Origin of the sequence: uncultured Clostridium sp. (assembly GCF_934754925.1) — a bacterium.
Lineage (GTDB): Bacteria > Bacillota > Clostridia > Clostridiales > Clostridiaceae > Clostridium.
The window spans coordinates 11,491-36,603 of record NZ_CAKVJA010000015.1 but is presented as its reverse complement, the minus strand read 5'-3'; the positions used below and the strand labels follow the sequence as shown (position 1 = coordinate 36,603).

Below are 25,113 nucleotides of genomic sequence, written 5' to 3'. Positions count from 1 at the left end.
TTATTTTCTATTAGTTTTTAGTATTATCTTTCTTGAAATACTTCTAGGTAAAAGTTTGTTGCCCATAACTAGTAATTTATTCTTCATTCCCGGAATTATAATAAGCCTTCCCCTATTAAAATCTTTATAACAAATTTTAGCTACCTCTTCTGCATCCATTAAATATCTTTTAGCTGCTTTACTTTTCTTAATACCAGCTTTTCCTTGGAAGCTAGTATTAACTGGTCCTGGACAAAGACACGATATCTTTATTCCAGTGTCTTTATATTCTTCATATATAGCCTCTGTTAAATTAAGAACATATGCTTTTGATGCATAATATGCAGCCATTCTTGGTCCTGAACAAAAAGCTGCAGTAGAAGCAACATTTAAAATTCCTCCATTTTTACTATCTACTATTTTAGGTAGGAAATATTTTATTAAGTGAGTTAATGCTTTTATATTTATATCTATTAATGCTTCTTCCATCTTCCATTCAATATCATTAAAGTCCCCAAAACTTCCTATACCTGCATTATTAATTAAAATATTTACCACTAGTTTATTTATTTCTATATAGTTAAATAAACTTTGAATATCTTCATCATTTCCTAAATCTAATGCTAATATTTTTATATCTATATTATATTTTAACAATTCATCCTTTACAGCTTGCAATTTAGTTTTATTTCTAGAAACTAAAATTAAATTATGTTTATCTTTTGCAAATACCTTTGATAACTCATAACCTATCCCTGTAGATGCACCTGTTATTAATGTATATCTTATATTACTCATAATCTACCCCAGCCTCTCTTCAATATATAATTTTATTATAAAAGCCTTCCAAAATAAAATTATATATTTTATTTTATAAAGTCAAAAGTAATTAAGTTAATAGAATTTAAAAATAGCCTTATAAAGCTACATTTTAATGTAACCTTATAAGGCATAAAAAGAAATCTTTAATTTGTGCTAATAATTCTCTTTTTTTATATTTTTTCATCCTATCATATTCCCTCATATCAGAAGCAATACCATAAGCGTCAATTCCTAATTTTCTTGCAATATATATAGCTCTTGGTAAATGATATCTATTTGTTGATATTATTGCACTTTTTATATTAAATATAGTTTTTGCTCTATACATACTATCAAATGTACAAAATCCACAGTTATCTATAAGCAAGTCCTCTTCTCTAATATTTGCTCTTGTATAATTATTCATAATCCAATTTTTCATAACCTTAAGTTCATTATAACTTTCTCCGCTATTATCCCCGGTTAATAAAATTGTTTTACTTATTCGTCTCACATATACTTTAGCTCCAGTATCTAATCTATCAGCTAATATATCGCAAGGATTTCCATCTGGCCTTACTCCAGCACCTAAAACAATTACTGTATCACAATTTATCGGAAGGTCTTTCATGTCTAAAATGTACCTTTGTCCATATCTATCCATTAATACTAAAATCTCTAGAATAATTAGCACTATCATTAAACAAAAAATCAATACATAAGCCATATATTATTCCTTCTCGACCATTTATACTACTATATGATATGTATTGACTCTTGTATTTGTACACCATTTTTTATAATTCTATCTTCATTTTAACATGTGGAATATTTACTTCATCATAGACATCTGATATAACTTTAAATCCTACACTTGAATACATTTCTTTTACATATTCTTGTGCAGATAATACCACTATATTTTCATTTAAATTATTTTTTATAAACTCTAGTGCTACTTTCATCATTTTTTGAGCTATTCCTCTTCTTCTATGACTATTAAGAACTAAAACTCTGCCTATTGAAATATTTTCATATCCAATTCCCTTAGGCACAATTCTACTATAAGCAACAATTCTTCCATCTTCTTTTAACATTACATGATGACATAATTTATCTTTATCATCAAAATCTTGCTCTTCTATAATTTCTTGCTCACAAACAAAAACTTCAAATCTTGATTTTGCAATCTCATACATATCATCAACTGTTAATTCACTAAACTTCTTTATTTCAAAGTTCATAATTTTACCCCCGTCTTATAGCATAATTTTTTATCCGAAACTCACTATTTGCTTCGCTCATAGGAGTAGGTTCAATCAACCAAATTACCTTTGCACTTTCACTTATCTTATTTGGCCATTTCCATAAATAATATATTTAATAGTAGTAAGTTCTTTAAGTCCCATTGGGCCTCTTGCATGAAGTTTTTGAGTACTTATGCCTATTTCTGCTCCAAACCCAAATTCTTCACCATCTGTAAATCGAGTTGATGCATTTACATAAACGGCTGCTGCATCTACTTTTTGTAAGAACTTTTGTGAATTTGCATAATCCTTTGTAACTATAGCTTCAGAATGTCCTGAACCAAAATGATTAATAAGATTAATAGCTTCATCTATACTCTTAACTACCTTAACGCCAATTATATAATCTAAATATTCATTATACCATTCTTCATCATTTGCCTTTATTATCGAAGAATCATAAGCAATTGAAGATTCATCTCCTCTAATTTCTACTTCTTTCTCTTTTAATGCATTTAAAATTATTGGCATAAAGTCCTTAGCTATCTTTTCATGAATTAGTAACTTTTCAGCTGCATTACATACTGATGGTCTTGAAGTTTTTGCATTTAAAACTATATTTTTTGCCATTTCAAAATCTGCGTATTCATCAACATATATATGACAATTACCTGTTCCAGTTTCAATTACAGGTACAGTTGCATTCTTAACTACCGCTTGAATAAGTCCTGCTCCACCTCTTGGAATTAGAACATCTATATAATCTTTTAACTTCATCATTTCAGTAGCAACTTCTCTACTAGTATCTTCTATTAATTGAATTGCATCTTCTGGAAGGTTTACAGATTTAAGTCCATATCTTAAAACCTTAACTATAGATTTATTAGAATTAATAGCTTCACTTCCACCTCTTAAAATAACTGCATTACCAGCTTTAAAACAAAGGCCTGCAGCATCACTTGTTACATTTGGTCTTGCTTCATATATTATTCCTATAACTCCTAAAGGAACTCTCTTTTGTCCTATTTGTAATCCATTAGGTCTAGTCCACATTCCTAAAACTTCTCCAACTGGATCCTGAAGTGCCGCTACTTGTCTTAGGCCATTAGCCATACCTTCTATTCTTTCTTCATTTAAAGTTAATCTATCAAGCATAGATTTAGATGTACCTTTTTCTACTGCTGCTTGTAAATCTATTTTATTTGCATTAATAATTTCTTCCTTATTATTAACTAAAAAATCAGCCATGGCATTTAGGCCCTTATTCTTTTCTCCCGTACTCAAATTTCCTAATATAAAAGAAACATCTTTAGATTTTTTACCTTTTATAATCAATTCACTCATTTTTTATTTAACTCCTCTTTATAATTATTTTCTTATAAATAATGTTCCAATTTCTTTTCCTTCAGTAATATCTAATAATATTGAAGGATTATCACCATTTGCTAATATCATATTACATCCTGAACTTATAGCTCTCTTTGCTGCAGTTAATTTTGTAGCCATTCCTCCAGTTCCAAGTGAACTTCCTGCACCACCTGCACATGCTTCTAATTCTGGTGTAATTTCCTCTACAGTTTTTATAAGTTTAGAATTTGGATTCTTTCTTGGATCTGAATCATAGAATCCATCTATATCAGATAATATAATTAATAAATCTGCCGATACTAATTGTGCAACTATTGCAGATAAATTATCATTATCTCCAAATCTAACTATATTTTCTATCTCATCTATAGCAACAGTATCATTTTCATTAACTATTGGTATTATTCCATTTTCTAATAAAGTTTCAAATGTATTAACAACATTTTCTCTTATATGGTCATCCTCAACAACATCTCTTGTTAAGAGAACTTGACCAACAACATGACTATATTCTCCAAAAAACTTACTATATATATGCATAAGTTCACATTGACCTACTGCGGCTACCGCTTGTTTTTCCTTTATACTTGTTGGCTTTTCTTTTAACTTTAGCTTATTAACCCCAACACCAACAGCTCCTGATGTAACAAGTACAATTTCTTTTCCAGAATTCATTAAGTCTGATAACACACGTGTTAATTTTTCAATTCTTGTTAAATTTATATTTCCGTTGGCATAAGTAAGAGTGGATGTTCCTACCTTGACTACTATCCTACTGCATTCCCTTATCTGATCTCTATAATTCACTTTACTCATCTCCCAAATCTTACATCGTTATTTCTATATTATAATTATCTTTATTCCTATTTGCTATAAAAATTTCCTTTACATTTATAGCCTAATATTCCTTTTAAAATGCTTTCTAGTTATAAAATTGAATAAAAAACTTATAAACTTTAATATTTTTGCATAAAAATTAAAATCTGTAAAAATTTTTTAGTTTTTTATGCATAAAAACTATTGATTTTTAATATTCTTGCATTTAAAATGAACATGTATGAATAATTATAAAATTTTACATGTATAAATATAAAGGAGATAAAATGGAAATTTCAAATTTAAAACCATCTGATGATAATAATAAAGTTACCTTAAAAGATAACTTTAAGTTTATAATACCTTCTATAATTGGTATCCTATTATTTATGATTCCAATAAAGCACAAAGGTGATATAACAATTCCAATAGCTATTTTTTCTGGAATGCTAGTAGATTTTCTTGGTGAGTACTTAGTATATTTAATCACTGGAACATTAGCAATATCTGCAGTTTTTAGTTTAATAGCTACATTATTTAAACCTAAGTTCATTACTAATAATAAATTATTAAATTCACTATTTAGCACTACACCTTTATGGTTAACAGCTAGAGTTCTTGGCGGAATTTTTGGAGTTCTTGCAGCATTTCAAATAGGTCCTGAAATGATAATAAGTGCAGATACTGGTTCATTTGTATTACATGATCTTTTAACTGTATTATTCTCTATATTTTTATTTGCAGGACTATTTTTACCACTATTACTTAACTTTGGGCTACTAGAATTCTTTGGTTCTTTATTAACAAAAGTAATGAGACCTGTGTTTAAATTACCTGGTCGCTCATCAATTGATTGTATTACTTCTTGGTTAGGTGATGGTACTTTAGGTATAATATTAACTAGCAAACAATATGAAGATGGATTTTATACTGAAAGAGAAGCTGCTACTATAAGTACTACATTCTCCGCAGTTTCAATTACATTTAGTTTAGTTGTAATAAATACTGTAGGACTTGGAAATATGTTTGTACCTTTCTATTTAACTGTTACATTTGCTGGTATAGTTACAGCAATAATACTTCCAAGAATTTATCCATTATCAAAAAAGAAAGATATTTATTATAATGGTGAAACTAAAAAAATAGACGAATCTATTCCCGAAGGATATACTTCTTTCTCATGGGGATATACGCAAGCTATAACAAAAGCAAGAAAGAATTCTAGTATAAAAGAATTCTTTACTGATGGTTCTAAAAATGTTTTAGAGATGTGGATTGGAGTTCTTCCTGTTGTTATGTGTATGGCAACAATAGCTCTTATAATAGCTACTTATACTCCACTATTTAAAATTTTAGGATTACCATTTGTTCCAATACTTCAATTGTTACAAGTTCCTGAAGCACTTCAAGCTTCTCAAACATTAGTTGTTGGTTTTGCTGATATGTTATTACCTTCAGTTGTTGCTTCAACAACAATAACTAATGAGATGACACGATTTATAGTTGCTGCAGTATCTGTAACTCAGCTTATATATATGTCTGAAGTTGGAGGAGTATTACTTGGATCAAAGATTCCAGTAAATATAAAAGAATTAATTATAATATTTATAGAAAGAACATTAATAACATTACCTGTTATAGTTCTAATTGCAAATTTAATTTATTAATATGTTAAGCTGTCCTTTTTAGGGCAGCTTATTTTATTTTAAAATAAAAAGGAGCAAACATAATGTTTAACTCCTAAATCCTTGATATGGTGACCTGTAGGGGAATCGAACCCCTGATTTCACCGTGAGAGGGTGACGTCTTGACCTCTTGACCAACAAGCCATTGTAAATTATTTACTTTACAATATTAATATTACCATATCTCACGAAAATATTCTAGATATTTTTTCCATTTTTTTAAAATTATTTATTTTTTAACTTTTAGTTTTCTAAATCTATTGTAAGCACTTATTATTTCTTGTTTTCTTACAGTAGCAAGACTTCCATATCCACCTTTTGTTCCATCAATTTTAATAAGATTATCATTTATTTCATTAATAACCTTATCTGTAATTTCAATTAAGGTTAAATCTTTTCCCATTAATTTATTTTCAACATATTTCATTATTGCACCTATAGTATTTAACTGTTCACTATCTACAATCTGCTCAACAGCCCTTAAATCTATGTTATCTCTATTAATAGAAATTCCATCTTTACCTAAAGTTTTTATCTTAATACCTTTTGTTCCAGACTCTATAGTTCCCTTAAGTATTACTCTATTAAAATCAATATTAATATCTAACTCTTTAATATAATCTTTATTTCCCTTACTCAAAGCTTTAGCCATTTCTGTCACTTCAAAGGGTTCATAATTATCCATTTGAATAACTAAATCTGCAATATCAAAAAAATCTCCTGAACTACCTGCAACTAATATAGTTGATATTCCCTTTTGAGTGTAAAGACTTTTTGCAACATCGATAAATGGAGTTATTGGCTCTTTATATTTTGCTACAAGTTGTTGCATAATAGCATCTCTAATCATAAAATTAGTTGCTGAGGTATCTTCATCAATTAAGAATACTCTAGTTCCACTTTCAATTCCTTCAATAATATTTGCTGCTTGAGATGTACTTCCACTTGCATTTTCTGTATAAAATTTTACTGTATCTTTTCCATTAGGTAGATTATTTATAAACAATGATATATCAGTTCTAGTTATTGCTCTTCCATCTTCGGCTCTAACCTTTAAAGCACTTTCATCAGTAATAACAAACTCTCTACCGTCACCTTCAATATGATTATATATACCTAATTCTAATGCTCTAAGAAGTGTAGACTTACCATGATATCCACCACCAACTATAAGAGTTATTCCTTCAGGTATTCCCATTCCTTTTATAACTCCTCTATTAGGTGTATTAAAATCTATCTCTAACGCCTTAGGTGATATGAACCTCTTCCCATCTTTTAATGGTTTTTGAGAAATGCCACTTTCACGCGGCAAAATTGAATTATTAGCTACGAATGCAATTAACTTTCTCTTTTTAAGCTCACCTCTAATAAACTCTTGATCTTCAACTAACTTTATTCTTTCATCTAAAGCTTTAGTGTTTATATTAGTATATACTAAAGTATTCTCTACTATATTAGGTAAAATATTAAATAATATTTTTTCTAATTCAGCCGATAATACGCTTCTTCCTCTTGCTGGAAACCCCACATAAAATCTTGCTTCAACTTTATCATTATCTATTATTATTGAAGTCCTTTCTAATATTTGTTGAGGACATCTACTTATTTCTAAAAGACCACTCTTACCTGAACCAAATATCTTCTCACCATATTTATATATATTTTTACTAAATAACCTAGTTAAAAAATCACATAATGCAATTTTCTTATACTTCTCATTAAATAATTGTTCTGGAAATTTATTAATCTTATTATCTACTATTACTCTAACCCTAGATGGTGATGCAAATGGATCTCCTTGAACATGATCTATACTTAATATATAGTTATTAAATTTATATTGTCCTTCTAAATCTTTATATGATTTATATCCTCGGCCATTAATTCTATCTAGTTCTCTTTTTAAATCACTTGCATTTCTCATATACTACTCCTGTTCAGAAAAAAATTCATCGATTAATTTTTCACTCATTCTTCTATACATATTGCTCATATTTACTAAAGAACATAACAATAAAAATCTTTTTTCAAATTCATTATTTAATACTTTATTTTCATCAACTTTATTGTCTATATTTTCAATTTTACTAATAACATCTTCCTTAAAGTTCTTTTCATCATTTATGCAATCTTCTAAAAAGCAAGAGTATAATTCTCTTAATGGATACTTTTCACCTTCAGACTTATTTATAATTTCTTCTAAAGAAAGCTTTATATCATTAATAGATAATGCTCCCTTTAAATTATAAATTAAAGACATTAATATTATATGCTCTTTTGAATATTTCTTATTTTTTATTGGCAATAATAACTTACCTTTAGCATAATTATTAATCATAGTTTTTGTTAGTATCTTTTCATCTTCTTTTCTTTTTTGTTCACTTAATTTTGATTCAAATAATTGTATTACTTGATCCATATATAAATCAATCTCTGGTATTTCATCTAACTTTATATTACTTTCTAATTGTAAATTGTTTAATATTTCAAATATATCCATAGCACCCTCCACATAGTTTTAAAAACTATATCATATCATTCCTATATTTAATAATAATAGCATTTACTAATATTTGCAAGAAAATTTGATGTAATTAATGATAACTTCCTTAAATCTCCTATTATAAACTTTGACTCTTTTGCACATATAATAAATAATATTAATATAATATCATATAGTTTTAAAAACTATATCATGAATTGAGAGGTGTTTATTTATATGTATAAAAAGTTAAGAGAACCTATTAACTCTATTACTCATCTTGCTGGAGCTGGATTATCTTTAATTGCTTTAATAGCAATGTTAAATAAAGCTATATCATCAAATGCTTCTAATATTTCAATATTATCAGTTACTATTTTTGGAATTAGTTTAATTCTTTTATATATAACTTCAGGAACTTATCATGGAATAATATCTAGTGAAAAAGTAATTTCTACATTTAAGAAACTTGATCATTCAATGATTTTTGTTTTAATTGCTGGGTCTTATGCACCATTTTGCTTACTTTCTATTGGTGGTAAATTTGGTATCACAATGTTTATAATTATGGTTACTCTTGCTATTGCAGGTATAATATTTAAACTTTGTTGGTTTAATTGTCCTTGTTGGGTTGATAGTGCAATGTATATTGGAATGGGATGGGCTGCTTTGTTTATGATTAAACCTTTAGCTTCTATTTTACCTGGAATAAGTTTATTTTGGCTAGTTCTTGGTGGAGTCCTTTATACAATTGGAGGAATTATTTATGCCACTAAGTCTAAAAAATTAACTATAGGTAATTGGGGCTTCCATGAAATATTTCATATCTTCATATTACTTGGTAGTTTAAGTCATTTCATCTGCGTATATACTTATGTAATTTAATTTTTTATTAAATAAGGAGTTGTATTAAATTGAATTAATAAATTCAGTTTAATACAACTCCTTTTCATTTATCTGACTTCTTTCTTTTTTATTACAAATTTAAATATTAATTCTTTTTTTTCGATATTAAATCATTTTATGTATATAAAAATTTTACAATGATTTTTTTTGCAGAATTCTCACTAATTCACTATCCTAATATTGCATATTTTCATGAAAAGATAAAAACTTTGTGTTATAATATCGGAAGAATAAGAAATGAAATGAGGTATGTTGAGTGATAAATGTTTTAAATGTAAGTTTAAGATACGGGTCTCGTAAATTATTTGAAGATGTTAATATCAAGTTTACTCCTGGAAACTGTTATGGTGTTATTGGTGCTAACGGAGCTGGAAAATCTACATTCTTAAAAATATTATCTGGAGAAGTTGAACCAAATACTGGTGAAGTTATAATTGCTCCAAATACAAGAATGTCTGTTTTAAGTCAGGACCATTATAAATATGATGAATTTCCTGTTTTAGAAACAGTTATAATGGGTAATGAAAGATTACATACTATAATGAAAGAAAAAGATGCTTTATATGCTAAACCTGATTTTTCAGATGAAGACGGAATTAAAGCTGCTGAATTAGAAGGTGAGTTTGCTGAATTAAATGGTTGGGAAGCTGAATCTGAAGCATCATCTTTATTACAAGGTTTAGGAATTGGAACTGATGCACACTATAAATTAATGTCAGAATTAACTGGGGCTGAAAAAGTTAAAGTATTACTTGCTCAAGCTTTATTTGGTAACCCAGGGATATTAATCCTGGACGAGCCTACTAACCACTTAGATATTAAATCAATTAAATGGCTTCAAAGTTTCTTAGGTGACTTTGAAGGTACAGTTATAGTTGTATCACACGATAGACATTTCTTAAATGAAGTTTGTACTCACATGGCTGATGTTGACTTCGGTAAGATTAAACTATATGTTGGTAACTATGATTTCTGGTATGAATCAAGCCAATTAGCTACTCAAATGGCTAAAGATCAAAATAAGAAAAAAGAAGAAAAAATTAAAGAATTACAAGACTTCATCGCTAGATTTAGTGCCAATGCTTCTAAATCTAAACAAGCAACATCTCGTAAAAAGTTATTAGAAAAAATTACTTTAGACGATATTCAACCATCAAGCAGAAGATATCCATTCGTTGGATTCAAACCTGAAAGAGAAGTTGGTAATGATATATTAGTAGTTGAAGGATTATCTAAAACTGTTGATGGAGTTAAGGTTCTAGATAATGTAAGCTTCAGAGTAAATAAAGATGAAAAAATTGCTTTCGTAGGAAATGAAATTGCAATTACAACTTTATTTAAAATAATTAACGGAGAAATGGAACCAGATGCTGGTGAATTCAAATGGGGTATTACTATAACTAAAGCATATTTCCCTAAAGATAACTCTGAATTCTTTAATGATTGTACATTAAGCTTAGTTGACTGGCTAAGACAATTCTCTGAAGAAAAATCTGAAAGTTATATCAGAGGATTCTTAGGAAGAATGCTATTCTCTGGAGAAGAAGCCTTAAAAGAAGCTAATGTACTATCTGGAGGAGAAAAGGTTAGATGTATGCTTTCTAGAATGATGCTTTCTAGTGCAAATGTATTAATTTTAGATGGTCCTACTAACCACCTAGACCTTGAATCAATTACATCTGTAAATAATGGATTAAAGGATTATAACAGTAACGTATTATTTGCTTCTCATGACCACCAATTCGTTCAAACAGTTGCAAATAGAATTATAAGAGTAAATGATGATGGATCTATCTTTGATAGAACTATGACATATGACGAATTCTTAGAAAAATTCGGTGAATAGTAAAAGAGCCAGTATTACTGGCTCTTTTACTTAATTACTAAACCATCAAACATTATATCTACAATCTTTTTCATAGTATTTTTATAATCTAGGTTTTCTTTATGTAAATTATTATCTTCAATTAAAATTATAATACTACCAATTAAAACACTCTTCATAAGGGATAAATTTACTTTTTTAATTAGTCCATCTTTAATACATTTATTTATTAATAGTTGTGTTGGTTGCCATCCTATATCTAATCTATTTATTATTTTTTCATATACATTAGGATAAAATTTCTTTATCTCATGTATCCTTGTATAATCAATAGTATTATATGAAGTTGGAATTATTGTTAATAGTAGCTTTAACTTTTCTAAATCCCCTATACTATCGTCTTCAATTATTTCTTGACCTTGATGTTTAATTGAATCAAACACTTCATCAACTAATAAGCTTAATAGTGTTTCTTTACTATCTATATTTTCATAAAGTGTTCTTTTACTAACTCCTAACTTATTAGCAATGTCATCCATTGTAAATTTAACACCCTTTTCCCTAAAAATATCTATAGTCGCATTTATTATTTTTATTTCTAAACTCATATTAACCTCCACAATTTACAAACTAATTCCTATGATTTATTCTATAGTTTTATATTTATACTTTCAAATAAATTTTCTATTCTATAATGTTAATAAACTATTAAAAGAAAATATGTTAATATATTATAAGAATATTATTGTAGCTTTGCTTATAATAAATAATGATATTTTTTAATTACAATAATTGATATGAGGTAAATTATGATACAAGTTTATAATAGAAAAACAAATAAATACGATACTGAAGATGTTGCTGGAGGAAAGTACATAAAATGGACTTATGAATCACCAATAGGTAAAAGTTTTTTAGAATTATTTATAAAAAGAAAACTTTTTTCTAAATTATATGGTAATTATTGCGATAGTAAATTAAGTACTAAAAAAATTAATTCATTTATTAGAAATTTTAATATTGATACTGATATATTTATTAATGATCCTTCTGATTTCAAAAGCTTTAATGATTTTTTCATCAGAAAACTTATTCCAGAAGCTAGACCTATTAATAAAGAGAAAAATATATTAATATCTCCTGGTGATGGTCGTTTGTTAGCTTATACTAATATCGATATAAATTCCTTAATTCAAGTAAAAGGAATTACTTATAGCTTGTCTGAATTATTAGAAGATAATCCTATTGCAAATGAATATGCTGGTGGAACTTGTTTAGTTTTAAGATTATGTCCAATAGATTATCACAGATTGCATTTTATAGATAATGGTATTCCTGAAAAATCAAATATAATTAAAGGAAATTATTATTCAGTTAATCCTACTGCCTTAGAAAGAATTCCTAAATTATACTGTCAAAATAAACGTGAATGGTCTATTTTCCACTCTGAAAATTTTGATGATGTAATTATTATGGAAGTAGGTGCAACTTGTGTTGGATCTATAGTTCAAAGTTATGAGCCAAATAAAAAAGTTTCTAAGGGTGATGAAAAAGGATATTTTAAATTTGGTGGATCTACAACTATTCTTTTCTTTAAACCAAATACAGTAAATATAGATGATGATATACTTATTCAATCATCCTTTGGCTTTGAAACACAAGTTATCATGGGCGAAAAGATAGGAGAAAAATTTAACTAAAGTGCTTTGCACTTTAGTTATTTATTATACTCTTAATTTCTTTAATTAATTTTTCTTCGTTCCCATCAAAAATAATTAAATGAATTCCCATCTCTTTTGCTCTTACTCTTACTGGAGATTTTATTGGTTCCTTTGTTGCCACTAATATTTTATAAGAATTTTCTCCTCCAAATTTAGTAGCATATACATTTAATTCATTTAATGCCATTTCATTATATTTATCACTATCTTTACAGGAAATAAAAATTGGAACTGAATCTTTTACTGCAACAACATCAAGTTCATTTCTAACAGATTGATTTTCATCATTCCATAAAAACATTACACCATTTTTAGCTTCATCTATCTCTTCAATACTATTAATTAATTTATTTGTTTCTATTTCTAACCATGTTCCACTTTTAAATATAAAGGCTTTTAAGTACTCATTATTAAAGTTAACAACTACTCTATTTTTTTCTTTCTTATAACTAATCTCATTCATCTCTTTAAATTTAGATAATATTTTATCTAATAAATTAATTTCTTCATCTTCTAAGGTTTGAGTATGAATATATATTCTTTGTGTTTCATTGCTATCATGTTCAAATATACTTGATTCGTATAATTGTTGCTTATACTTATGCCATAATTCTAAATTGCTAGATATTTTTTCTGCAAAGTAAATTAAATCTTTTTTATTACATAACTCTGAAGAATCTTCAATAATTTTTCCTCCTGAGGCTTTAACAATATCATCAATCTCTAGATCTTCAAAAGTTTTTTCATATATTTTTATATTATCCTTAAATTCATATATAATTTTCTTCTTAATATTTATATATAACGCTATAAGTTTTTCTTTTATACACAAATCTAATAAAATTAAAGAATTTATTCTTTTTCCCCCAGTTAAGTTAATTAAGATATTTCTATTCTTTTCTTTTAATCTACTTATTATCTCTTCTAACCTTTCTTTATCTCCTTCTTCAACAAGTAATTCTTCAATTTTAATTTTTTTAAAATTTTTTTCATAATATAATCTAAGTGTTTTCATTTTTTCTTCTGAGTCTTTATCTTTTATGAAATAAACTAAATTTGGCTTAAATTCTTGAGTTGCTAGGATATTACTTTCATTATGCTCATCTACTTGATTTATCAATATATCAATCATATATATCTACCTCTTTATTCTAACTCTAAAAATAGTTTTCCTAGTAACATAAAATTTTATAATAAAAAAAGAACTGTTGAAATTCAACAGTTCTTTTTTGGCAGAGCGTAAAGGAATCGAACCCTTAATGCGCCGTCCGTAGCGGCGTGTTATATCCGTTTAACTAACGCTCCATAGTGTTAACAACTCTATGTTAACACAAAAATTATAATTTATCAACAATTAAAATTTTTTACATTTAATTAATTACTTTCTATGTTTTGCTTTTCATTATTTAAAAATATATAGCTTAACCCAAACATTAATATAATTCCACCAACTAAAATAAAATATCCACCAATTGGATATATTAAATTAATTATTGCTGGTAATGTAACAGCATATAATGAAAGATTAAATAACTCTCTATAAGATATCTTTCTATTTCCAATTAGATTGCTTAATAAACCTACTAATGAAATTAATAATGAATATATTATTAATTGTACAAAATTAATAATTATCATAATAGGAATAATTATATATTTAACTATACCTACCTTTTCTAAGGCTGCAATTACGAAAGCATTATCAAAATCTATTTTATCTAATCCTAAATCAGAGTATTTATGTATAATATTTTCTGATCCGCCTTTAATCATAAATCCATCTTTAAGTAATACAGTTACCATATCTTTATGAACAGTAATGCTTCTTAAAGATTCTAAATCTTCTATTCCCTTATTTGTATCTATATATAATAATGCTTGACCTTCTTCCTCTTTTATAGGCGATTCCTTAAAATCTAATATACCATTCTTCATTTCAAATTGAACTTCATCTTGATTTAAAATCATTTCTGTAGTTTTTTCTAAGCTAGAAATAACTATAGCACTCATAGCCCCTTGAATTATTCCAGTAATCAAAGCAAGAACTAAAACATATAAAAAGGCCTTACTTAATTTTTCCTTATATAAATAAACATATTTTTTAGGATTAATACTAAAAATAAATTTACTTTTCATTTTTATTTTATTGCCCATTACTCCTCCATAAGACATAATTATTCACAAAAAAATTAATACTATATTAGTATTTTTATATTTTGATTATAACATATTCTTCTAAATTTTCTTGTGTACTTTTTGTAAATTCACTTGAAATAGGTTTAAAAATTAAAGAAATAGTCAATTATTAATAATAAAGCATAAGGAGGTATTTAATTGAGAAGTTTATTTCGAAAACCTAAAAAAAGTGTTTTTAAAATTATTACAATTATTTTTACTGGACTGTTACTGGTATTTGCTGCTAATTACTATATAAATTATAAATATTCTTTAATTACAGATGACTTTTTCTCTAAATTTAATAGTTGTGATTTCACTGCTGCTAAAAAAGTTATCACAGATGATAATATTTATTTAAAATTAAAAAAGAAAACTTTAAATAAAGATTTAAATATTTATTTCTCTTCTGTAGTAAAAAACATATGTGATTCTGTTTTAGATAATGAAGAAAATAAATCAAAAGCCTTAATAGTTTTAAATGAAATTAAGGGATATAATATATTAAATTCATCATTAAATAAAGTAATAATTTCATTAGATGATAATTATATTCCTGAAGACGATTCTGACTATAAAGCAATTTTAGACTTAGGTTTAGATAATTGTAATAATGGTGATTTTGCTATTGCTATTAACTTACTAAAAAAAATACCTGATTCTTCGAAATATTATAGTGATGCAACTAAGTACATAGAAAAATGTATAAGTGATTATAAAGATAGCTTATTTAAGGAAGCTGATAAGTTAGTTAAAGATGATTATTATACTAAAGCTATAAATTTATTATCTAATGCTGATACTTCTATAATATCAGAATCAGATGATGATATTAATAACAAAATTGACTCTATCGCTGAAGCTAAGGAAAAATATTTAGCTTCTATAGATTCTAATGATAATCAAAATTCAACATTAACATCTAGTCAATTGCTTCAATCAATTACTAGTACTAATATTAATACTTTAAATATAGAAAGCTTAACTCCATATTTAATATATGTAAACTTATCTGATCAAATGACATATGTTTATAAAGGAACTATGAATAAATGGAATACTGCTAAATCATTTATTTGTTCTACTGGTATAGATGATGAGAAAACACCAACTGGAATTTTTGATGTTCGTGAACGTGGAGATTGGTTCTTTTCAGATAAGTATGAGCAAGGCGGAAAGTATTGGGTTCAATTCTATGGAGATTACTTGTTCCATTCAGTTCCCTATAATAAGGACCAAAGCGAAGTTGTAGATAATACTTTAGGAACTCCAGCTTCTCATGGTTGTATTAGATTAAAAACCGAAGATGCTAAATGGATTTATGATAATATAGAGTCTGGTACAAAAGTTATAATTAACTAAATTTAGAAGCTATATATCAAATTTATTTAAATATAGATTTGATATATAGCCTTATTTTTTTACTATTAACGTTTTATATAATCTTTATGCTAAAATATATTAATAATACTTATTTTTAAAGGATGATTTTTATGTTTATTAATATACCTAATAATGTTCAATTTATTATAGATACATTTTATAACAATAATTATGAAGCTTTTATGGTTGGTGGTTGTGTTAGAGATTGCTTACTTGGTTTAACACCTAAGGATTACGATATAACAACGTCTGCCTTACCTAATATAACAGAATCATTATTTGAAAGAACAATCCCAACAGGAATAAAACATGGAACGGTTACGGTTATATTAAATAATGAAAATTTAGAAGTTACTACTTATAGAACAGAAGGAAATTATTTAGATAATCGTCATCCGGAATCTGTTGAGTTTGTTTCAAATATAAAAGAAGACTTATCAAGACGTGATTTTACAGTTAATGCTTTAGCTTATAATACTAAAGAAGGACTTATAGATTATTTTAATGGAATAGATGATCTAAAAAATAAAATAATTAAAGCTGTTGGAAATCCAACTAAACGCTTTCAAGAAGATGCTTTAAGAATGTTACGTGCAATTAGATTTAGCTGCCAATTAGGCTTTAAAATTGATGTTTTAACATATTTAGCTATTAAAGAAAATTATAAGCTAATCAAAAACATTAGTATTGAACGTATTAGAGATGAATTATGCAAAATCTTAACTTCTACTAATCCTTGTGATGGTCTAAACTTACTTAAAGATACAGGAATATTAGAAATAATTCTTCCTGAAATTCATAGTTTAATTGGATATACACCTCTTTGTAATAATCATAATAGAGATGTATTTGCTCATACTTTAAATGTAATAAACAATACCTCAAGTAATGATTTAATTTTACGATTATCTGCCCTTTTTCACGATATTGGTAAACTTAATACATTAAAACAATTGCCTAACGGCCATTGCTACTTTCCTGGCCATGCTCCAGAAGGTGCAATAATATGTAAACCAATATTATCAAGACTTAAATTTGATAATGCTACTATAGATAAGGTTTCTAAAATTATTTATGATCATTTAGTCTTAGATGTAAATTATATGCCTACAGATGGTGAGATTAAAAGATTATTGAGACGTGTTGGAAGTGAAAATATATTTACACTTTTTGAACTTCAAAAAGCGGACATCAATTCATTATGGGATCCAGTTCCCTTTTTAAAGAAAGTTGATTATATTTCTAATAGAGTACAATTAATACTAAAAAATAATGAACCACTTTATATAAAAGATTTAGCTGTTACTGGTTCTGATTTAATGACACATTTAAATATTAAACCTGGAAAAATTATTGGCGAAATACTAACCTTTTTATTAGAAAGTGTTTTAGATGATAAAAATTTAAATAATAAAGAAAGCCTTTTAGAAATAGCTCAAAACTTTATTTAATTAAGCTACTGATATAACTAAAGACCAGCAAATTTTTTTGCTGGTCTTTTTACTATTATGAAAGGCTTACTTCATCTTAACAATTAAACTTCTACTAGAATTTCTTTATCTATATTAAACAAATATAAATAACTTTCTTTTACTCTTTTCCCTATTATCTTCTCTAAAGCATCCTTATAATACTTAATTTGAGACTTATATCTTTCAATTATTTCATCAACTTTTCCTTCTTCAACATAATCAGTCTTATAGTCTAAAAGAACTATTCCATCCTCTTCCTCAAAGAAACAATCTATTATCCCTTGAAGTCTAATCTTTTCATCCATATAGATTTCTTTATTTAATTCTGGATCATATTCTACACTACTTAATTCTGTAAAGAAAGGTAACTCTCTACTTACTAGCCGATCTTCTTTATACGCTTTCAATACTCTTTCACCTAATTTGCTATTAAAGAAATTATATATTTTCTTATACCATACAGCTGAAGCTTCCTTTTCTGTTAATGAATTATCTAATATCATTTCTTCTATTTGTGATTTAATTTCACTAATTGTGCTTACTCTGTCATAATTTAATCTTTGCATAACATAATGAATTACAGTTCCTCTTTCAGCTGCAGATAATCCCTTTTCTTCTTTTAAAAATTTAGGCTTTAAAACTTCCTTTTCTTTAAATACTTCTACAGTGTCATGCACCTCATCACCATAAGTAAATTCTTTTTTCTTTAAATCAGAAACAGAAATATTACTTGGTAGCATTGCTCCCTCTATAAATTTATATTTATAATCAAGTCTTCTGCCTATTTCTTTATCCACAACAACATTTTTAGAAGTTATAAACAGGTTCTCATCTTCAATTTTATCCACAGGCTCTAAATTTTTATCCACTGTTAATAAGTCTTTTGTCCAGAATTTTATATTCCATGTGGAAAAGTCACTTGTAATTAAGTCTCTAGTAGCACCGGTAACCCCTCTTAACTTTTCTCCACAGGTATGTTTACACATAGCCATAGCAATCCAATCTAAATAAGATTTTCCTTTTAAAACTTCAGAAGGTAAAACTATATTCTTATCTAATGAAGCTGATGATATCCAGCCATTAATTGATTTTTCTAAATTACTAGTTGCTCCAGTAATAATTAACTTTTCCTTTGCTCTAGTAAATGCAACATAAAGTATTCTCATTTCTTCAGATAAAGTTTCTAATCTTATTCTTTTCTTTATAGCCTCTTTTGCTAAAGTTGAATATGAATTTCTAGTTTCAAGGTTAACGTAACTAGGTCCAAAACCTAGCTCTTCATGATATAAGATAGAATTTGATAAATCCATTAAATTAAACTGTTTACCCATTCCACTAGTAAACACTACTGGAAACTCAAGCCCTTTACTTTTATGAATACTCATAATTCTTACTACATCTTCATTTTCTCCAAGTACTTTTGCACTTCCCATATCTCCTGAAGACTTTCTTAATTTATTAATAAAGTTTATAAAATTAAATAATCCCTTAAAGCTAGTGCTTTCATATTGCTTTGCCCTTTGGAAAAGAATTTTTAAATTTGCCTGTCTAAGCTTTCCATTAGGCATTGCTCCAACATACCCATAAAATGCAGTATCCATATAAAGGTACCATATGAATTCATCTATTGGAGTATATATCGCTCTTTCTCTCCACTTAGATAAGTCTTCAATAAAATTATTACATTTAAACTTTAACACCTCATTGACTTGATAATTCCCTTCAGAAACTTCTTTTATTATTTCATAAAAATATAAATCCTTATTTAATAATCTTAAATCACTTAATTCTTCAGCAGTAAATCCACATATAGGTGATCTTAAAGTTGCTATCATAGGTACATCTTGAAGTGGATTATCTATTATCTTAAGTAAAGACATTATAGTTCTAATTTCAATAGATTCAAAATATCCACTACCAGTATCAGCATATACAGGAATACCTTCAGATCCTAATTCATCTAAAAATATTTCTGCCCAATTTTTTGTTGCTCTTAACAGAATAACTATATCCTTATATCTAACGTCTCTATATTCATTAGTATCTTTATCAAATACCTTAAACTTTTTTCCATCTTTAGTTTCAAATAACTCATGTATCCTCTTTGCTACTATTTTAGCTTCAAGAGTAATAGCATCTATATCTTCTTCCTCTTCTTTACTTCCATCTTCACTATCTTCATCTATAAATTCTTCTTCCTTAACTATACCTGACTTATCTAATATATGAAGCTCAATTTCGCCTCCTACAATTGATTCTTCATTATTAGCTTCCTTAAAGCTTGCGCCTAAGTTCAATGCTTCTTCATCAGTATATTCAAGTTCACCTACTGTATTAGACATAACCATCTTAAATATATAATTTACGCCTTCGATAACTTCTTGCCTACTTCTAAAATTTTTATATAATTGAATCTTCCTATCTTTACTTCCATCCTCTAAAGAATATCTATTATATTTATCTAAAAATAACTCTGGCTTTGCCTGTCTAAATCTATATATACTTTGCTTAACATCTCCAACCATAAATACATTAGCTTCTTCATATCTTCTTCTTGAAACTAAATCTATTATAGTTTCTTGAACATTATTAGAATCTTGATATTCATCCACTAATACTTCATCAAAGAACTCCATAAAATGTTCTGCAACTTTAGATGGTACAATATTATTATTTTCATCCTTATCAATTAATATTTTTAAACAAAGATGCTCTAAGTCATTAAAATCTAGTATATTTTTTTCTCTTTTCTTCTCATCAAATCTCTTTGAAAATTCAAGAGTTATAGTTGCTAAAGTCTTCATAAAAGGATATACACCTATTATTCCATCTAAAGCCTCTTGTGGAGTAAATTCAAATGTACTTTCAATTAATGACTTTATTTTTTTCTTAACTGAATCTCTTATACTCTTAACTGAATTTTGAGCATTTTCATCAGAAACTTGATTCTTCTTAACTGTTTTTAGCTTAATAAATGAAATAGAATTTAAAGCAATATAAATATCATTTAAACCACTATCTAAACTTTCATAAGCTCTTAATAAATTATCATAATCACTATTAAAGGCATCTAAATATGGTTCTAAACCATCAGTATCATTAATTATTTCAATAGCCTTTTTATACATATTTAAGAATCCATTTAATTCAACTCTTAAACTTTCCTTTAATACCTTTACCCATTCACTCTTATCAAGTTCTTCTAAAGTGCTAATATTAAAGGCTTCAGCCTTCTCCATCAACCATTGTTCTGGCCAGGGTCCACTCATAGAAAATCTATATAAAGAAAGTATCATTTCTTTTAACTTTTCATCATCCTTAGAACCACTATATGCTTCTATTAGTTCTTTAAATTCTTCATTATCTTCTTCATAATACTCTTCAAAAAGCTCCTCAATTATTTCATTCTTCATTAAAGTTGCTTCTGTTTCATCACCTATTCTAAAACTAGGGTCTAAATCAATAGTATAAAAATAATTCTTAATTACATCTAAACAAAAGGAATGCATAGTAGTAATATTGGCTCTACCTAATAAGGTAAGTTGTCTTTGAAGATTTTTAGAGTTAGGATTTTTCTCTAAAGCTTTTGATATAGCTGCTGCTATTCTTTCTCTCATCTCTGATGCTGCTGCACTAGTAAAGGTAACAACTAAAAGCTTATCAATGTCTACTGGATTTTCTTCATCTGTTATTATCCTTATAATTCTCTCAACTAAAACAGCTGTTTTTCCTGAACCTGCAGCCGCTGCTACAAGCAAATTACATCTTCTTGTTTCTATAGCTTGAAGCTGTTCATTTGTCCATTTAGTAGCTCCCATATCTATTCACCTTCCTCCACTTTTACTTTGTTACTCATTGCATCCCATAAATCATCTTTTTTCTTTTTTAATATTATTTTGTATTTATTATCTTTTATTGAAGTATCAAATTGACATATTGATGAATAATCACAGTAATCACAATATGTTACTTTTGATGATTTACAAGGTTCTATTTTAACCTCACCACTAAGCATTTCTTCACATATTTCAATCATTTTATCATTAACATATTTTCTTAATAATTCAAACTGTGATTCTGTTACTACAGAACTAGTACTTGTAAAATCTCCATCCTTTTTAAAAGCAGCTGGAATAATAAGTGAGTATGTTTCCATATCTCTATCCATTGATTTAACAAGCTCCACATTCCTTAATAACAATCCATCCATTTTTAACTTCTTTAATACCTCAACTTGAATTTCTTCCTCTGTTAAGGCTTTCTTTGACTTAATTATTGGATTATCAATTTTAAAATATAATATACCACCTGGCATACATTGTGTTTTTAAAATTTGCTCTGAGTTCTTTAGTATGGCATCTAAGTAAACTAATAATTGTATTTGAAGACCATAATATAACTCGTTTAAATCGAAACTCTTAGAGCCGGATTTATAGTCAACAATTCTAATATATGTTTCTCCATTTAAATCAACTTTATCAATTCTATCAACTCTACCCTTTAAATATACTGTTTCTTTTGAAGGTAATTCTAATTTTATTGGATTTGAATCTTTAAAATCTCCAAAATCAAATTCACTTTTGAATATGTCAAACTCACCTTTTCTCATTTGTTCTGATATTACTGTTACAGATTTAGTAATAGTCTTTTTAAATCTTTCTGAGAAATATTGATACTTTTTATTACTATTTAATATAGAATTACTTTCATTTTTAAGCTTACTATTAACAAGCTCATTAACTATTTCAGCACATTTATCTTTTGTTAAATCACCCCATAATATATTTTCTTTTCTTATCTTATTTGTAAATTGATCTAATATATCATGCATAAATGAACCTAAATCTGGTGCAGTGAATTCATATACCTTTCTATCCTTAGCTTTTAATCCATATTGAACATAATAACTAAAAGGACACTGCGCATATTTTTCTATTCTAGAAACACTAAACATTAATCTTCCATTATCATTGCTATAAAGTCTTTTTATCTTTTCTCTTGGTATCTTTTCAACTAAGTTAGTATAATTTAATCCATTAAAAATAATTTTAGTTCTATCTTTAAATTCCTCATTTTCTTCAAACCACTTAAATGTTTCTACCCAATATGGTTCAATTTCTTCCTTCTCATATTCTCTTCTTAATGCTTCTATGAGCTCATTAAATGTTGGTACTGGTGCAGTTATATTATGATATTTATCATTAAATAAATCATTATTAAATATTTCACTTTCTTCCTTTAACCTAGGCAAAATCTTTTTTAATCTAGGTATTATTATTGAAGGTCTTAATGATTTTCCCTCGAAATCTGCCATTGGATAAGTAATCATTAAATAATTTGAAGGTATTGTTAATGCCGTATAAACCATGAACTGCTCTTCAAATACTCTACTTCTTGTATCACTAGCAAGTTCAATTCCCATACCTTTAAGTTCAATTCTATCTTCATCAGATAATATACCCTCATCTTTATTAGCTGATGGTAAAACACCATCATTAGCTCCTACTATATAAAGTGCCTTTACATCTCTACCTTTTATTCTAGCTATATCGCCTATATTTACTTGATCTAAAGCCATAGGAATTACACCAATTTCTTTTTCTTCAAATCCTGATATTAATATCTTAGAAAAAGTCTTTAAATCAACTACTTCATCTCCTAATACTTCTACAGCTTGATCTAACATATCCATTACTATAGATGGAACTTGAGTATATTCCTTAATTTTATCTTGCATTCCTTTATTATTAAAATCATCAAGCCATTTATCCATAGTTTCAAAAGCATTTATTTCTAATAAAAACTCATATAAAGCCGTGCAATACTTTCTTACTGTAACATCACCTTTTATCTTATTATATAAATTAATTATTGGTCTTCTGATTTCTTCCATATACTCAAAGATTTCAATTTCTTCTTGTGTTAGCTCCTGATCTTGAGATGTTAATAAATCTCTAGTCCATTTATATCCCTTTATCCCATTAGCTAAAATATAATTTTCTAATTTATCAATAAAGTTAGTTTCTAATGTTATAAGTCCGCTTTTTACATATTTAAATACACTTTCATAAGACCAATTTGTAACTAATATTTCTAATGCTGATATTATTAATACTACTAATGGATTGCTTAATATTTCTCTTTTCTTATCTAGGAAATATGGAATATTATACTCATTAAATATAACTGAAGTTATTTTATCGTAACTATCAATTTCCCTACAAACAACAGCAATATCCTTATATCTATATCCTTTATCCCTAACAAGTTTTAATATATCTTGTGCTACCCATTCTATTTCAGAATAATTATTATTTGCTTTATATAATCTTATATCTTTACAATCATCCTTATATATTTTAAAAGGATAATTGAAGAAATATTTTTCTATATGACCTAACTCTCTACTCTCTTTAAATCTATAAATATTTTTCTTATTTAAATTTACAGGCTCTTTATAGGAAATATTATTTTCTTGCATCATTTTTAAAATTCTATTTTCAGTATTTTTTATTACGTCAAATATATCAGTTTCACCTTCAGTAAACTGAATTTCTCCATCACTACATAAAGTAATATTCACATTCTTACATTGTTTAGCTAATACCTTTAGTACCTCTAACTGCTGTGGCGTAAATGTTGTAAATTCATCTACCCAAATTTCAGCATTTTTATATAAATCGCATTCCTTTAACTTTTTAGCTAAAATAGATAATATATCTTCAGAATCTATATATCCTTTATGCAAATTTTTATTAAATGTTTCATAAATAGAAGCTAAATCACTTATCTTTTCCTTTAAGTCCTTATTTTCTATTTCTAATTCTTTTTCTTTTAATATTTCCTCGGAAATATTATATTTTTTAAATTCAGTTATTGATTTTGATACTATTCCAACAAATCCTTGTTGCTTACTTATTCTATTAAAGTATTTAAGTTCTTCTCCCTTATCCTTTAATAGTTTATAAATAAGCATATTCTTTCCTGAATCTTCTATTACATTAATTGCTCTTCCACCACATTTATCAAAAACCCTTGTGGCCATTCTCTTAAAACTTAAAACTTCAGCTCTAAGTAATGCCTTTTCTCCTACATATTCTAATAATTTTTTTTCAGTTTGAAATGTATATTGATCTGGTACTAACATTATTAACTTATTGTTTTTATCATTACTTAACTTTTTCTTTATTTGATTTAAGCAATAATAGCTTTTTCCTGCACCAGCTCTTCCAAAAACAAATCTAATTCCCATA

At 26.9% G+C, this 25,113-nt stretch carries 18 protein-coding genes and 2 tRNA genes; 6 read left to right on the top strand and 14 right to left on the bottom strand.

From position 1 onward, the window contains the following. From Q0G30_RS06960 to proB, 5 genes are all read right to left on the bottom strand, one after another. Nucleotides 1-777 carry an SDR family oxidoreductase gene (locus tag Q0G30_RS06960; RefSeq protein WP_294388226.1) on the bottom strand — a complete coding sequence of 259 codons (777 nt, stop codon included), beginning with the start codon at nucleotides 775-777 and terminating at the stop codon, nucleotides 1-3. 133 nt (nucleotides 778-910) lie between these two features. Continuing rightward, nucleotides 911-1,507 (bottom strand): ElyC/SanA/YdcF family protein, encoded by a 597-nt coding sequence (locus Q0G30_RS06955; RefSeq protein ID WP_294388223.1) that lies wholly within the window; start codon nucleotides 1,505-1,507, stop codon nucleotides 911-913. 70 nt (nucleotides 1,508-1,577) lie between these two features. Then, a complete protein-coding gene (locus Q0G30_RS06950; protein ID WP_294388220.1) occupies nucleotides 1,578-2,024 on the bottom strand; it encodes a GNAT family N-acetyltransferase in 447 nt (148 codons plus the stop codon). Between the two features lie 102 nt (nucleotides 2,025-2,126). Continuing rightward, a complete protein-coding gene (locus Q0G30_RS06945) occupies nucleotides 2,127-3,371 on the bottom strand; it encodes a glutamate-5-semialdehyde dehydrogenase (RefSeq protein ID WP_294388217.1) in 1,245 nt (414 codons plus the stop codon). Between the two features lie 24 nt (nucleotides 3,372-3,395). Further along, nucleotides 3,396-4,202: a glutamate 5-kinase gene (proB, locus tag Q0G30_RS06940; RefSeq protein ID WP_294388214.1), complete on the bottom strand. Its 807-nt coding sequence runs from the start codon at nucleotides 4,200-4,202 to the stop codon at nucleotides 3,396-3,398. Between the two features lie 296 nt (nucleotides 4,203-4,498). Between proB and Q0G30_RS06935 the strand changes: the two genes are divergently transcribed. Further along, nucleotides 4,499-5,878 (top strand): YjiH family protein, encoded by a 1,380-nt coding sequence (locus Q0G30_RS06935; protein WP_294388212.1) that lies wholly within the window; start codon nucleotides 4,499-4,501, stop codon nucleotides 5,876-5,878. A gap of 87 nt (nucleotides 5,879-5,965) precedes the next feature. On the opposite strand, the gene Q0G30_RS06930 is transcribed toward Q0G30_RS06935, so the two are convergent. The 3 genes from Q0G30_RS06930 to Q0G30_RS06920 form a co-directional block, all read right to left on the bottom strand. Next, nucleotides 5,966-6,040 (bottom strand) — tRNA-Glu (locus Q0G30_RS06930). An 85-nt stretch (nucleotides 6,041-6,125) separates the two neighbouring features. Next, nucleotides 6,126-7,820, bottom strand: a complete 1,695-nt coding sequence (locus Q0G30_RS06925; protein ID WP_294388210.1) for an ABC-ATPase domain-containing protein — start codon at nucleotides 7,818-7,820, stop codon at nucleotides 6,126-6,128. Between the two features lie 3 nt (nucleotides 7,821-7,823). Next, on the bottom strand, nucleotides 7,824-8,396 hold the full coding sequence (locus tag Q0G30_RS06920) for a DUF1836 domain-containing protein (protein ID WP_294388208.1): 573 nt from the start codon (nucleotides 8,394-8,396) through the stop codon (nucleotides 7,824-7,826). A gap of 219 nt (nucleotides 8,397-8,615) precedes the next feature. Between Q0G30_RS06920 and Q0G30_RS06915 the strand changes: the two genes are divergently transcribed. Further along, nucleotides 8,616-9,263, top strand: coding sequence for a hemolysin III family protein (locus tag Q0G30_RS06915; protein ID WP_294388205.1), 648 nt, complete (start codon nucleotides 8,616-8,618; stop codon nucleotides 9,261-9,263). Nucleotides 9,264-9,540: 277 nt separating this feature from the next. Then, the gene (locus Q0G30_RS06910; RefSeq protein WP_294388201.1) at nucleotides 9,541-11,130 is read left to right on the top strand and encodes an ATP-binding cassette domain-containing protein; all 1,590 of its coding nucleotides are present in this window, start codon (nucleotides 9,541-9,543) and stop codon (nucleotides 11,128-11,130) included. A gap of 26 nt (nucleotides 11,131-11,156) precedes the next feature. On the opposite strand, the gene Q0G30_RS06905 is transcribed toward Q0G30_RS06910, so the two are convergent. Next, a complete protein-coding gene (locus Q0G30_RS06905) occupies nucleotides 11,157-11,717 on the bottom strand; it encodes a TetR/AcrR family transcriptional regulator (protein ID WP_294388199.1) in 561 nt (186 codons plus the stop codon). A gap of 201 nt (nucleotides 11,718-11,918) precedes the next feature. On the opposite strand from Q0G30_RS06905, the gene Q0G30_RS06900 reads away from it, so the two are divergent. Next, entirely contained in the window at nucleotides 11,919-12,809 is an 891-nt protein-coding gene (locus tag Q0G30_RS06900; protein ID WP_294388195.1) for a phosphatidylserine decarboxylase, read from the top strand. 13 nt (nucleotides 12,810-12,822) lie between these two features. Here Q0G30_RS06900 and Q0G30_RS06895 read toward each other — a convergent pair whose 3' ends face one another. The 3 genes from Q0G30_RS06895 to Q0G30_RS06885 form a co-directional block, all read right to left on the bottom strand. Then, nucleotides 12,823-13,962, bottom strand: a complete 1,140-nt coding sequence (locus Q0G30_RS06895; protein ID WP_294388192.1) for a DUF1887 family CARF protein — start codon at nucleotides 13,960-13,962, stop codon at nucleotides 12,823-12,825. A 98-nt stretch (nucleotides 13,963-14,060) separates the two neighbouring features. After that, nucleotides 14,061-14,135: transfer RNA gene (locus Q0G30_RS06890), tRNA-Arg, on the bottom strand. Nucleotides 14,136-14,204: 69 nt separating this feature from the next. Next, a complete protein-coding gene (locus tag Q0G30_RS06885; RefSeq protein ID WP_294388191.1) occupies nucleotides 14,205-14,984 on the bottom strand; it encodes a DUF1189 family protein in 780 nt (259 codons plus the stop codon). 180 nt (nucleotides 14,985-15,164) lie between these two features. On the opposite strand from Q0G30_RS06885, the gene Q0G30_RS06880 reads away from it, so the two are divergent. Next, the gene (locus Q0G30_RS06880) at nucleotides 15,165-16,367 is read left to right on the top strand and encodes a L,D-transpeptidase family protein (RefSeq protein WP_294388189.1); all 1,203 of its coding nucleotides are present in this window, start codon (nucleotides 15,165-15,167) and stop codon (nucleotides 16,365-16,367) included. A gap of 131 nt (nucleotides 16,368-16,498) precedes the next feature. Then, nucleotides 16,499-17,839: a CCA tRNA nucleotidyltransferase gene (locus Q0G30_RS06875; RefSeq protein ID WP_294388186.1), complete on the top strand. Its 1,341-nt coding sequence runs from the start codon at nucleotides 16,499-16,501 to the stop codon at nucleotides 17,837-17,839. Between the two features lie 83 nt (nucleotides 17,840-17,922). On the opposite strand, the gene addA is transcribed toward Q0G30_RS06875, so the two are convergent. Together addA and addB are read right to left on the bottom strand one after the other, a co-directional pair. Further along, a complete protein-coding gene (gene addA, locus Q0G30_RS06870) occupies nucleotides 17,923-21,678 on the bottom strand; it encodes a helicase-exonuclease AddAB subunit AddA (protein ID WP_294388185.1) in 3,756 nt (1,251 codons plus the stop codon). 2 nt (nucleotides 21,679-21,680) lie between these two features. Continuing rightward, entirely contained in the window at nucleotides 21,681-25,112 is a 3,432-nt protein-coding gene (gene addB / locus Q0G30_RS06865) for a helicase-exonuclease AddAB subunit AddB (RefSeq protein WP_294388180.1), read from the bottom strand. Nucleotide 25,113: the final 1 nt, after the last annotated feature.